The organism is Pseudoalteromonas sp. S1610 (assembly GCF_005887465.1).
GTDB classification, from domain to species: Bacteria; Pseudomonadota; Gammaproteobacteria; order Enterobacterales; family Alteromonadaceae; genus Pseudoalteromonas; species Pseudoalteromonas undina.
In genome coordinates, this window is sequence record NZ_PNDI01000032.1 from 26,756 (window position 1) to 39,149 (window position 12,394).

Below are 12,394 nucleotides of genomic sequence, written 5' to 3' on the forward strand. Positions count from 1 at the left end.
TACTTTCTACTTAAGACTTTAGCTGTAAGATGCGGCGAGCACCGTTTAAAACGACAACAGCAATAATCAAACCAATCACTAAATCTGGATAACGGCTGCTAGTTACTGTAACTAATAAGCCAGCTAAGATTACACCTACGTTTGCGATTACGTCATTTGCGGAAAAAATCCAACTCGCTTTCATATGAGCGCCGTCTTCTTTGTTGCCAAATATTAAAAACAGACAAGCAATGTTAGCGATTAGTGCTATTCCACCAAATATCATCATTAAAGAAGAGATAGGTTCACTACCGTAAATAAAGCGTCTTACGACTTCACTCAAAGCACCTAGCGCTAGAATAATTTGAAGTACACCAGATATATGTGCCGCTCTAAGTTTCATGCTTATGCTTTTACCGACAGCATATATAGCTAAACCATAAACAGCAGCATCAGCAAACATATCTAATGAGTCGGCAATAAGGCCAGCAGATTGCGCAATAATCCCAGCAATTACTTCTATAAAAAACATGACTCCATTAATGGCTAACAACCATTTTAGCGTTGATGCTTCTTTCATCTCATTTTTTTGGGCTAGATCTTTTGCTTTTGCAGCTTCGGTGCTGCAACTTTCTTTAGTTGATGCCAACTCTGCACCGAGATTGAGTTGTTGTAATTTTTTTGTTATCTCATCTAAATTTTCATCATGAAAAACCTTGACTAAACGGCTAGGAATATCAAATTGCAACCCAACTGAAGGCTCAATTGAGTCAAGTGCTAACCTAATCAATCTCTCTTCTGAAGGACAGTCCATTTGAGGTACTTTAAATGTACTGACAAACGCGCCACTATAGTTATCTAATTGTGTATCAATTTTTACATCTTCATTGGTAGAAGATGATTGACACTGACCACTACATTTTTCTGACATATTTAACACTCCGTAATAATATTAAAATAAGTATAAAATCTATAGTGGCTATAGAGTCAAATAAAAAATTATTTAATGTAAAAGCGTGGAAACTGAATTGAAAAGCTAGTTTAAGAAAATAGTTTCTGCTAGTATTTTAAATACTATATTTAACTGGTGATAACTTTGAACCTTAATGTTGTACTAAAAATGCTCTTGGTTATTTCGATTGTTTTACAATCGTTAACTGCTGTAGCATCCTCAACATCTGAGAATCACCAAATAGATATAGAGCACCTTCAAACTCAACATGATCATGCAGATGATCGAAATGTCTCAAATGATAATGTAGGTGATGAGCAGCATAATGAAAAAGATTGTCATCACTGCGGTCATTGCAGTGGCAGCCACTTATCTTGGATTTTAGTCAGTAATTCAAATACCACGGGCAAACTAAACATTATCAATAAAACGCCTTATCAAATTGATCAAACAAATACTTACCTTGAAGCGATACTTCGCCCACCCATTTCTTAATTAGATTGATTTTTAATGACCTATTTGTCCATGAGAAGGATAAAGGGTTCGTGTTTATAAATTAAAAAATTAAGAAGTTTTATGTATATATTTTTAAAAAATACAGGTTTAACCCTGTCTTTATGCATGGCTGTGAGTTTTTCAGTTGCCACTTATGGCAAACAGAAAAGTATTTCATGGCTAGATAGTCAAATAAATAAAGATCCCGAAGTTGTTGCGGCTAAAGAGTTACTTAATGCAAGTAATCATAGAGCCAAAAGCTTAACTCAAGCCGTATATAACCCAGAGCTTGAAGCAAGCTATGAAAAAGAAGGTGATTTTGATAATTACTCTATTGGTATCAGTCAAACGATAGATTTTTGGGATAAGCAATCAACAAATAAAACCATTGGTGAAATTGATGTTTATGCAAACCAGCAACAATTGTTATCTCTACTCGATTCTAAAAAGGCTAATGCCTTAACTGCATTAGTTAATTGGCAAGCAGCAAAAAAAGCTGCTCAGTTACTTTCAGAAAGAGAAGAGCAATTGCAAACGCTCGTTGGAATTGTTGAAGACAAACGAAAAGCTGGACTTCTAGAGCCACTTGACGCTGAGCTAGTCTATTTAAACTTGTCGCAAATTTTTAGTGAAATATCTGAGTCTCAAATTGCTTTGAAAAATGCAGAGGTAAAGGTTCAGGAGTTATTGCCTGATTGGACGCCTAATACTACCAATTTGTTTTCATTTACTTTTGGAGCAACAAGCTACTCATTTAACTCCCAGTGGGTTGAGGAACATCCAAAAGTTAAACTTGCTAGAGCGAAATGGAAGGGACAACAATCTAAAGCTCAACTAACCACTATGGAATCTAAAGCTAATCCAACCATTGGCGTTAGCGCAGGGAAAAGTGGAGATGAAGACTTGGTTGGTGTGACTTTTTCAATGCCTTTAAACATCAGAAATAACTATACAGATAATGTTAAAGCCGCTTATTCAGAAGCCATTGCAGCCGAGGCGAATTTTCAGTCGGTATATCGAAAGCAGTCTTTTGAAGCAAAAGCTAATTATGAATCGCTTAATGTCAGTAGAAAATATTATGAGCAATGGCAAAAACTGACAAAAGGCAGATTAGATAGCAGCGAAAACTTATTAAATAAGCGCTGGCAAGCTGGTGATATTAATACTTCTGACTACTTACTTGCATTAAATCAACGTGCGGAAGGGCTTCATGCAGGAATACGTTTGGAAAATCAATTCAAGCTTGCAGAAATATCCTTCATTTTAAGTATGGGTCAGTTATCCAAATTTGATATTTGAGCGCTTTGTTTTTTCAGTAGCGAAAAACGAAATCTTAAATTTATTAAAAATATAGGTTACAAAAATGAATACAGTAATTAGTAAAAAATTTTTAGCCGTAGTAATTAGCAGCCTGTTAGTTGGGTTCACTACAAATCATGATGCTTTTGCACAGTCGTCAGATGGAACTGGTTCTGTCACAAACGTTTCGAAACAAGAAGAAAAAGAACATCAAGATGAGCATGAACACGAAAAGGGACATGAAGAAGATAAAGGTGACCATGACGAGCACGGCCATGAAGGTGGTAATAAAGAGGGAGAAGAAGAACATGAAGAAGGTATCACTATTGATCCAAAGAAGATGTCGCTTGCTAAAATTAAAGTGGAAAGTGTTAAGCCTGAATATCAATTTAGCTCCGTATATGCACCTGGCGAAATAAAAGCTAATGGCTATAAAAGTTATGTGGTATCACCACGTACAGAGTCAGTCATTATCAGTCGCCATGCAGCGCTTGGCGAGTATGTAGAAATAGGTCAGAAGTTAGTTACATTATTTAGTGAAGCAATGGCACAAGCACAAGCTGACTATTTAATCGCTTCAACCGAATGGCAACGTGTAAAAAAGCTGGGTAATAAGACGGTGAGTGAAAGTCGATTATTACAAGCTGAAACAACATACAATGCGAGCTATGGCAAGCTCATTGCTTTAGGGTTAACTGAAAAAGCAATAAATGGTATTTCTAACAAAGACATTAAAGCATTTGGGCAATATGCATTAACGGCGCACCGTGAAGGTGTCGTGCTTCAAGACGACTTTATCCAAGGGCAACGTGTTGATGCTGGGGATTCAGTCATGTTGTTAGCTGATGAAAAACAACTATGGGTTGAAGCAAAAGTTTCTCCAAATAAAAAGCTAAATTTATCAATTGATTCTCCTGCGGTACTTAAATTAGAAGGCCAGAGTTACAATGCCAAAGTTATCCAAGAAGCCCATACAATTGATCCCGTAACTCGTACAAGAATTATTAGATTGGGGGTACAGAATGCTGATGATAACCTTCATTCAGGTATGTTTGTAAAAGTTTACTTTCAGTTTGCCACAAAGCAGAAAGTGATGGCTGTGCCAGAAGAAGCATTGATCCGCAGCGCAGATGGTGATTGGACCGTATTTGTCGAAGACCACCCTGGAGAATTTAAAGCTGTAGAAGTAGAACTAGGCCGAGCCTTAGGTGATTTTAGGGAAATCATTGGCCTTGATAGTGGGACGCGAATTGTAACCAAAGGCGCATTTTTTGTTGCTTCTGAAATCGCTAAAGGCGGATTTGATCCGCATAACCACTAAGGAGCAAGACTATGTTTAATAAAATAATAGATTGGTCTGTTAATAATAGACTCCTGATTTTGATTGCGCTGTTTGCCACAATTGTCGGCGCAATTATGGTTATACCAAAACTAAATTTAGATGCCTTTCCTGATGTTACTAATGTTCAAGTTGCTGTAAATACTGAAGCGCCAGGACTAGCTGCTGAAGAAGTTGAACAACTCATTACGTACCCCATTGAAGCGGTCATGTATGCCTTACCTGATGTAGAACAAGTGCGCTCAATTTCTAAAACAGGCTTGTCTGGCGTCACGGTTGTTTTCAAAGAAGGCACCGACATTTACTTTGCAAGACAACTTGTATTTGAGCGTCTTCAAGCCGCAAAAGAACTGATACCAGAAGGTGTCGGCACACCCGAAATGGGGCCAAACACCTCAGGGCTAGGCCAAGTATTTCAGTACCTTCTTATTTCAGATAAAGATGCAGGCTATGATGCTATGGCACTCAGGAGTCTCAATGATTGGGTAGTAAAATTACTCGTTATGCCTGTCGATGGTGTTACTGATGTACTCTCCTTTGGAGGTATTGTTAGGCAGTACCAAGTAAATGTAGATCCATCTAAGCTTCTTTCTTATAACCTAACGCAAGAAGACGTTGTTGGTGCCCTAGATAACAACAATGCCAATGTTGGCGGATGGTATATGAACCGTGGGCAAGAGCAGCTTGTTATTAGAGGTGCAGGTTGGTTTGAAAGTGGTGACGCTGGTATTAGTAATATCAAACAAGTTCCCGTCAAAACAGTTGATGGGACAGTTGTGACGGTTTCGGATATTGCTAAAGTTGAAATGGGCAGTGAAATTCGTCAAGGTGCTGTCACAATGACGCGCAAAACCGAAGACGGTAAAGTCGAAAATTTAGGTGAAGTTGTCTCTGGCATTGTCTTAAAACGCATGGGGTCTAATACTAAAGCCACCATTGATGGTATCAATGCAAGAATCCCATTAATTAATCAAGCATTGCCTAAAGGTGTTCGCTTTGAACCATTTTATGATCAGGCTGATTTGATTGAAAAAGCCGTTGATACAGTAGTTGATGCACTATTACTAGCATTTATTTTCATCTGTATTGTATTAGCACTATTTTTAATGAATATACGTGCAACCTTCCTTGTCCTAATATCTATTCCAATTTCAATTGGTATCGCGTTAATGATCATGGCTTGGTGGGGCATTTCTGCAAACCTTATGTCATTGGGTGGCATTGCCGTAGCCATTGGTATGCTAGTTGATGGTTCAGTCGTGATGGTTGAAAACATGTTTAAGCATTTAAATAGACCAGACTCTACCCATTTAAAAACTGTAAAAGAAAGAGTGCCTAGTGCTGATACTGATCCACATGATGTAGAACAAGATGAGCATGGTATTAAGTTACGTCTTCAAAATGCGGGTAAAGAAGTGGCTCGTCCCGTATTTTTTGCAGCTTCTATTATTTTAGTCGTATTTACGCCTTTATTTAGCTTTGAAGGTGTTGAGGCAAAGTTATTTCAACCTATGGCAATAAGCATCATTTTAGCTGTTATATCTGCTATTGTGGTTGCGTTGTTTGTTGTACCCGCTTTAGCTACTTATTTATTTAAGTCAGGTGTAAAAGAGAGGGAAAGCTTTGTTCTTAGGCCATTAGACAAACTCTACAGAAAAGGGCTTACATTCGCACTAAAACGCACCAAATTAGTCATTTCAGCCGCACTTATATTAGTTTTCTCTGCCTTTGCATTAGTTCCATTAATTGGTACTGAATTTGTACCTGAGTTAGAAGAAGGGACGATAAACTTAAGAGCAACGCTTGCACCTTCTTCCAGTTTAGATACCGCGCTCACTGTGGCACCAATTCTAGAAGAAAAACTAATGGCTTTCCCTGAAGTAACCTATGCATTAAGCCGAATTGGTCGAGCAGAAATAGGTGGAGACCCAGAGCCTGTGAATAACATCGAAATTTACATAGGGTTGAAGCCTGTTTCTGAGTGGACCAGTGCATCTAATCGATATGAACTTCAAGGAAAAATGGAGAGATCTTTAGAAGAATTCCCTGGGTTGCTACTCAACTTTTCTCAACCTATTGCGACTCGTGTCGATGAGCTACTATCTGGTGTTAAGGCTCAGTTGGCGATAAAGTTGTTTGGGCCTGAACTTGAGGTACTGGCGGCTAAAGGTCAAGAAATAGAAACAGCAATTAAAAACATTGAAGGTGCAAGGGATGTTGCATTGGAGCAAATTGCTGGTGAAGCGCAATTGGTGATAAGTCCTAACAGGCAAGAACTATCGCGCTTTGGATTGTCTGTGAGTGACATAATGGAGGTTGTGCGTGATGGTATTGGTGGTGTTGAAGCCGGACAAATAATCAATGGTAATGAACGTTATGATATTTACGTTCGCATAGAGGAAGAGTACCGAAGTAACAAAGAAGCTATTGCTGATATTCGGCTTCAATCACCTACTGGTGCTTGGGTGCGACTGGGTGACGTAGCCTCAGTCTCATTTGAGTCAGGCCCACCACAAGTTAGACGCGATGATGTACAACGAAGAGTCGTTATCCAAGCAAATGTACAAAATCGAGATATGGGAAGCGTGGTTGCCGATATCAGAACGGTAATTGCTGAAAAGGTTGACTTACCTTCAGGTTATTCTGTTTCGATTGGCGGCCAGTTCGAAAGTCAAAAACGTGCTCAAAATAGGTTAGCTATAGTTGTACCTTTATCGTTAGCACTAATCGCACTACTACTTTACTTTGCCTTTGGTTCTGTTGGTCAAGCTATGCTGATATTGGTCAACGTGCCGCTTGCTGTAATTGGCGGAGTTTTCTCCTTATATTTATCTGGACAATACTTGTCTGTACCAAGCTCCGTTGGCTTTATTACCTTATTTGGTGTAGCGGTATTGAATGGGGTCGTTATGGTAGAAAGTATCAACCAACGTATTAAAGACGGTCTAGAAGCATCTAAAGCCGTTTTTGAAGGCGCTACTTCAAGATTAAGACCTGTACTTATGACTGCTATAACATCAGCTTTAGGTTTGATACCGATGTTAATGTCTAATGGTGTTGGTGCAGAAATACAGCGCCCCTTAGCGAGTGTTATTGTTGGCGGCTTGGTAACTGCAACACTGTTAACATTATTTGTTTTACCTGTTTTATATCGCTGGTTTTCAGAGAAAAAAATAAAAGAGCTATCCAGATAAAATGACTGTGAACTCTAACCCCACGCTAAAGTCACGTTTAGCGTGGGGTTATTGAGTAGATGAACGAAAAGAAAGATTAGATTTAACAATAAACTAATAGTCATGACTGCTTTGTCGGAATATTTGTCGTTAAACAGGCCAAAGCTAACTTCCGCTTTCGTATCTTTGCAGTCTTAATCTTTATGTGTCTCAAGGTCGGCTTATGGCACAGAGCCGTCCTTCGGCTCTAACTCATTTATGTCCATCGACGATTTATCAATATAACTCACCTTTGCCCCAAAACGTGTTGAGGCGAATGCCTCAAAAGAGCGAAAACCAGTCATTGTAGTTCGAGCAATTTTACTTCGTATTGATATACTAATGTCATGATTAAAGTTGATTTTATGGTTGGACGATGAAAACAATAGGCAAGTTGGCTAAAGAACTTGATATAGGCGTAGAAACTATACGGTTTTATGAGCGGGAAGGCTTGATAAAACAGCCTCAAAAACCTCAAAATGGTTATCGTGTCTATGACGACTCAATCACCAAACAATTACAATTCATCTGTAAGGCCAAAGCACTTGGCTTTACTCTAAAAGAAGTGGCTTCATTGATGTCAATGGATGGCGATTGTGCCAAAGTAGAATCCCTAGGCTTGCTGAAATTGAACGTAATTCAAAATAAGATAGCTGACCTTCAACGCTTAGAAGTCGTCATAAAAGAAATGACTAATTCATGCCGCAACAATAACGATCAATCCCACTGCCCAATAATCGATTCGCTAAAATAGTATTGACTCCGTACCTACCTACGGAGTTCATACTCAAATCATTCAAATAATGTTAGACGTTAAAAATGATTAATAAGATTTTAGATAAAGTTAGCTCAGGTGGTGTTTGGCTTGCGGCTCTTAGTTGTACGGGGTGCTTCCCCGCACTCGGCTCGTTAGCATCAGCATTAGGATTAGGCTTTCTCTCTCACTTTGAGGGAATTGCTGTAAATACCTTGTTACCTATATTTGCAACTCTGGCATTGTTGGTAAATTTGTATAACTGGTATAAAAACCAAAATCATGCGAGAGGTATTCTTGGGGTTATTGGCCCTATAGCGGTTTTGTTAACCCTCTATCCACTATGGCAATACGAATGGAGCACTTATTTGTTTTATGTAGGTATTTGTTTGATGATTGTAATGTCCGTATTTAACATTGTTAAACCTTTGAAGGAGCAAACATGCAAAGTATAGAGTCAAATTCTACCATTACTTGCCCTGAGTGTGGCTTCAGTAAAACTGAAGAAATGCCAACCAACGCTTGCCAGTGGTATTATGAATGTGAATCTTGCAAAGTTCTCCTAAAGCCTTTGAAAGGCGATTGTTGCGTATATTGCTCTTATGGAACAGTGAAATGCCCGCCAATTCAAGAAGGTCAAAGTTGTTGCGATAGCTAAATGACAGTCTATTAATGGCAATGAGAAGGCATAAAAAGAAATAGTGAAATGTCAGCAATCGTATCATTGCAGCCTTTATCACTAAGTCACTCAAGGGCTGCTTTTGGCACAAACCAGAAATAGCTTCCAATGAATTCTGTATTTAAATTTTAGGTTTAAGCTGGGCTCTAATTAATAAATCATAATCTAATTGCAACACCTTGCTTAAATTCAAATTATTCTTAAGTTAACGCAAATTTTCAATTTAACTGGTGCTGGCCTAATAAAGGCTCATATGAGAACCAAATAGCCAACTTATTAAATGGAAACTAAAAAATGTGGCTGTTAAAAGGTTTATACTAACTAAAAAGTAACTACTCTTAGCTATGACTCAGTTTTCTCTTTATAGTCACACAAATCCTCGATTATACAGCTTCCACATTTTGGTTTTCTCGCTGTACACGTATAGCGCCCATGTAAAATAAACCAATGATGGAGGTTAAACATAAACTCTTTTTTATTTGGCGTATTTTTAATTATGGCCTGTTCTGTCTGCTCAACAGTTTTACCTTTAGCGTAACCCGAACGGTTTGCAAGACGTTGGATGTGAGTATCTACTGCTAAAAAGTATCTACCTTCATTATCCTTTAGCCAGCCGAAGGCCGTATTTAATACTACGTTAGCAGTTTTACGGCCAACGCCAGGGAGGGCTTCTAGGGCTTCACGATTTTCAGGCACTTCACCGTTATGCTGATCTACCAATATTTGGCACATTTTGTATACGTTCGCAGCTTTGGAATTAAATAAGCCGATGGTTTTTATGTAATCACGCAGTGTGTCGTGGCCAATATCTAAAATGGCTTGTGGCGTATTAGCAACCGGAAATAATTTACGAGTGGCTTTATTTACCCCAACATCGGTGGCTTGTGCTGAGAGCGTAACGGCAACTAACAACTCAAATGGGCTTGAATATTCAAGCTCCGTTTCAGGATGTGGATTGTCGTCGCGTAAGCGAGTAAGTATTTGGTGACGTTTTTCTTTATTCATGTAACTTAAAACGCATTAGCTTTATTAAGTTAATGCGTTTTCCCCTTAAGTTAAGCTAGTAACACGCGCTCGAGGGCCTTTTTCAGCTTCTGGCGGTGCGACTTGTTTTGATTTTATTTGTGCATCAATGACATTTTTAGCGGCAATCAGCAGACCAAGCCCTAAGAATGCGCCCGGTGGTAAAATGGCCAGTAAAAACTGGCTATCAAAGCTAAACACCTCAATGCGCAATATAGCAGCCCAAGGCCCGAGTAATAAATCGGCACCATCAAATAATGTGCCTTGTCCAACCAGCTCTCGCATAGCGCCAAGTACAACCAGAACCAACATAAAGCCTAAGCCCATCATCAAGCCATCAAAGGCGGATAAGTGCACTGGATTTTTTGAGGCAAACGCTTCTGCACGGCCAATAATGGCGCAGTTGGTTACAATTAACGGGATGAAAATCCCTAAAGATTGGTAAAGGCCAAAAGTGTAAGCGTTCATTAACAGCTGCACAATTGTTACAAAACCGGCAATAATCATCACAAACACAGGTATTCTAATATCTTTAGGTACCCAGTTACGCACTATTGATACAGTAATATTAGAGCCCACTAATACCAATAAGGTTGCTAAGCCTAAACCTAGCGCATTAGTAATTGTAGAGGTAACAGCCAGTAAAGGGCATAAACCTAATAACTGTACCAAGGCGGGGTTATTTCCCCATAAGCCTTCTTTGTAAAGGGTTTTTAATTCGCTCATGGTGTTACCTCAGGGCAAGCATTCGCTGCTGCAAAAAGATCATCAAAGTTATTTTGTGCATACACTACGGCGTTTTTAACTGAGCCAACTACAGCGCGAGGCGTAATGGTTGCGCCAGTAAACTGATCAAACTGACCGCCATCTTTTTTAACGGCCCAACGATCGTCACTTTCGCTTTGTACTGTTTTTGCATTAAATGTGGTGATCCAGTCTGATTTTTTTACTTCAACTTTATCACCTAAACCTGGCGTTTCTTCATGTTTGGTTACCCTTACACCCGCAACGCTACCATCGCGATATACTGCACTGAGTAAGTTTATATCACCACTGTAGCCGCTAGGGGTGACATGACGAATGACTAATGCCACAGGTTCGTTATCTTTTCGGGCACGATAAATAACTTGGTTGTCGTATGGCCCTAGTAATGGATCAGATATAATTACACAATCTTGCGATAGCTCATTGCTGTATTTGGAATGTGGCAATACTTCTTGAAGCTGATTAGTTAATTGCAACTGCTCTTGCTCTGCAATTTTATCAGCGGTAAGTGTATTAATTGTGGCAACGAGTCCAGTTGTTAGTAACGCAAACCCACACAATATTGCGCCATTTTTTACCATTGAAGAAATAATCATTTTACTGCTCCATGGCCATAGGTTCTTGGTTGTGTATAGTAATCGATAAGCGGTACCGCTATGTTTATTAGCAACACCCCAAATGCAACTGCATCAGGAAAACCACCAAAGGTGCGAATTAAATACACAATTAAACCAATTGCTGCACCATAAATAAGGCGACCTCGATTGGTGGTTGCAGCTGATACAGGATCGGTGGCGATAAAAAAGGCCCCCAGCATAGTCGCACCACTAAACAAGTGAAACACTACACCCGGCTCTGTACCTGGCGAGGCAATATAACCAATTGCTGCGCATAAGCTTAAGCTTGCAATAAAACTCACTGGTATATGCCAGTTAATTACTTTTGTTTTTAACAGGTAAAGGCCGCCGAGTAAGAAGGCTAAGTTAACCCATCCCCAACCTAGGCCAGTCCACTCATTAAATACGCTCTTTTGCATGCTCTCTGTCACCGTTAGTCCGTGAGCAATATCTGTTTTTAAGGTATCAAGTGGGGTAGCCATTGTGCTACCGTCTATTCCTACTCGGAGCTGATCTAAGCTGTATCCTAACGTGGTAAAGTCGCTAAAGATTAAGCTTAACTGCTGGCTAAAAGTAATACCCGTATTAAGTAATTCTGTAACGGGTAACCAAGCAGTCATTTGCACAGGGAACGACACTAATAAAAGCACATAGGCTGCCATTGCAGGGTTAAATAAATTAAACCCTAAACCACCATATAGCTGTTTAACAATAACTATGGCAAACAAACACCCTATAACAATAATCCACCAAGGCGCTAAAGGCGGAATACTTATTGCCAATAACACACCGGTAAGCCATGCACTGCCATCGCTTAATGCAGGCCAAATAGGGCGCTTACGCATTAACATCACGGCTGCTTCAAACGCGCTTACACACACTAACGCTAATAATAATTGGATAAGGACACCGGTGCCAAAAAATACAACTTGCGCAATAACACCAGGAATACAAGCCGCAATCACAGTTAACATTAACCGTGTCACAGATTTGTGACTATGATTGTGGGGTGAACTGGCCATGGTTAGTTTCATGACTGATCGTTTCCTTCTTTTTGTTGCTTTTTAGCTTTAGCGCGAGCAATAGCGGCGGCTACGGCGGCTTTCTTTTTTTCTTGAGCTGTTTGCTGTGAAGCTTGTGAAGATTCATCGTTGCTTTGTGGCTCAGTGTTTTCACTTTGTTTTGCTAATTCATCAGCTTGCGCTGCTTTTTTAGCTTTAGCGCGGGCAATAGCGGCTGCCACGGCAGCTTTTTTATCATCGGCAGCGACAGGTGATTCC

At 39.6% G+C, this 12,394-nt stretch carries 12 protein-coding genes and 1 pseudogene; 7 read left to right on the forward strand and 6 right to left on the reverse strand.

All coding sequences use genetic code 11. The annotated features are described in order from the left end of the window. Window positions 1–10: 10 nt before the first annotated feature. Complete coding sequence (locus tag CWB77_RS12675) at window positions 11–910, reverse strand: cation efflux transmembrane domain-containing protein (protein WP_002962256.1); 900 nt, start codon at window positions 908–910, stop codon at window positions 11–13. Between the two features lie 156 nt (window positions 911–1,066). Between CWB77_RS12675 and CWB77_RS12680 the strand changes: the two genes are divergently transcribed. The 7 genes from CWB77_RS12680 (at window position 1,067) to CWB77_RS18620 (ending at window position 8,688) form a co-directional block, all read left to right on the forward strand. Continuing rightward, window positions 1,067–1,426 (forward strand): hypothetical protein, encoded by a 360-nt coding sequence (locus CWB77_RS12680; protein WP_227006932.1) that lies wholly within the window; start codon window positions 1,067–1,069, stop codon window positions 1,424–1,426. 81 nt (window positions 1,427–1,507) lie between these two features. Continuing rightward, a complete protein-coding gene (locus CWB77_RS12685; protein WP_010557529.1) occupies window positions 1,508–2,725 on the forward strand; it encodes a TolC family protein in 1,218 nt (405 codons plus the stop codon). 64 nt (window positions 2,726–2,789) lie between these two features. After that, window positions 2,790–4,046 carry an efflux RND transporter periplasmic adaptor subunit gene (locus CWB77_RS12690; protein WP_010388432.1) on the forward strand — a complete coding sequence of 419 codons (1,257 nt, stop codon included), beginning with the start codon at window positions 2,790–2,792 and terminating at the stop codon, window positions 4,044–4,046. Between the two features lie 11 nt (window positions 4,047–4,057). Next, a complete protein-coding gene (locus tag CWB77_RS12695; RefSeq protein ID WP_004588883.1) occupies window positions 4,058–7,258 on the forward strand; it encodes an efflux RND transporter permease subunit in 3,201 nt (1,066 codons plus the stop codon). A gap of 394 nt (window positions 7,259–7,652) precedes the next feature. Next, complete coding sequence (locus CWB77_RS12700; protein ID WP_010557530.1) at window positions 7,653–8,030, forward strand: MerR family transcriptional regulator; 378 nt, start codon at window positions 7,653–7,655, stop codon at window positions 8,028–8,030. Window positions 8,031–8,095: 65 nt separating this feature from the next. After that, window positions 8,096–8,485, forward strand: coding sequence for an organomercurial transporter MerC (gene merC / locus CWB77_RS12705; RefSeq protein ID WP_010557531.1), 390 nt, complete (start codon window positions 8,096–8,098; stop codon window positions 8,483–8,485). Beyond that, a complete protein-coding gene (locus CWB77_RS18620; RefSeq protein WP_138623009.1) occupies window positions 8,473–8,688 on the forward strand; it encodes a GDCCVxC domain-containing (seleno)protein in 216 nt (71 codons plus the stop codon). The genes merC and CWB77_RS18620 overlap by 13 nt, the downstream gene beginning before the upstream one ends. 363 nt (window positions 8,689–9,051) lie before the next feature. Here CWB77_RS18620 and nth read toward each other — a convergent pair whose 3' ends face one another. From nth to CWB77_RS12735, 5 genes and pseudogenes are all read right to left on the reverse strand, one after another. Continuing rightward, entirely contained in the window at window positions 9,052–9,714 is a 663-nt protein-coding gene (gene nth, locus CWB77_RS12715) for an endonuclease III (protein WP_076923040.1), read from the reverse strand. Between the two features lie 45 nt (window positions 9,715–9,759). Further along, entirely contained in the window at window positions 9,760–10,458 is a 699-nt protein-coding gene (locus tag CWB77_RS12720) for an electron transport complex subunit E (RefSeq protein ID WP_010388435.1), read from the reverse strand. Next, a complete protein-coding gene (gene rsxG, locus CWB77_RS12725) occupies window positions 10,455–11,093 on the reverse strand; it encodes an electron transport complex subunit RsxG (RefSeq protein ID WP_138623011.1) in 639 nt (212 codons plus the stop codon). The genes CWB77_RS12720 and rsxG overlap by 4 nt, the downstream gene beginning before the upstream one ends. Then, window positions 11,090–12,148 carry an electron transport complex subunit RsxD gene (gene rsxD / locus CWB77_RS12730; protein ID WP_008115238.1) on the reverse strand — a complete coding sequence of 353 codons (1,059 nt, stop codon included), beginning with the start codon at window positions 12,146–12,148 and terminating at the stop codon, window positions 11,090–11,092. Before rsxD ends, rsxG begins: the two co-directional genes overlap by 4 nt. After that, window positions 12,145–12,394: pseudogene (locus CWB77_RS12735) on the reverse strand (electron transport complex subunit RsxC); the annotation flags it as partial. The pseudogene CWB77_RS12735 and the gene rsxD, both read right to left, overlap by 4 nt.

Coding starts and splice junctions, on each gene's coding strand:
- CWB77_RS12675 (WP_002962256.1), bottom strand. CDS start 910: ATGTCAGAAAAATGTAGTGGTCAGTGTCAATCATCTTCTACCAATGAA.
- CWB77_RS12685 (WP_010557529.1), top strand. CDS start 1,508: ATGTATATATTTTTAAAAAATACAGGTTTAACCCTGTCTTTATGCATG.
- CWB77_RS12690 (WP_010388432.1), top strand. CDS start 2,790: ATGAATACAGTAATTAGTAAAAAATTTTTAGCCGTAGTAATTAGCAGC.
- CWB77_RS12695 (WP_004588883.1), top strand. CDS start 4,058: ATGTTTAATAAAATAATAGATTGGTCTGTTAATAATAGACTCCTGATT.
- CWB77_RS12700 (WP_010557530.1), top strand. CDS start 7,653: ATGAAAACAATAGGCAAGTTGGCTAAAGAACTTGATATAGGCGTAGAA.
- merC (WP_010557531.1), top strand. CDS start 8,096: ATGATTAATAAGATTTTAGATAAAGTTAGCTCAGGTGGTGTTTGGCTT.
- CWB77_RS18620 (WP_138623009.1), top strand. CDS start 8,473: ATGCAAAGTATAGAGTCAAATTCTACCATTACTTGCCCTGAGTGTGGC.
- nth (WP_076923040.1), bottom strand. CDS start 9,714: ATGAATAAAGAAAAACGTCACCAAATACTTACTCGCTTACGCGACGAC.
- CWB77_RS12720 (WP_010388435.1), bottom strand. CDS start 10,458: ATGAGCGAATTAAAAACCCTTTACAAAGAAGGCTTATGGGGAAATAAC.
- rsxG (WP_138623011.1), bottom strand. CDS start 11,093: ATGATTATTTCTTCAATGGTAAAAAATGGCGCAATATTGTGTGGGTTT.
- rsxD (WP_008115238.1), bottom strand. CDS start 12,148: ATGAAACTAACCATGGCCAGTTCACCCCACAATCATAGTCACAAATCT.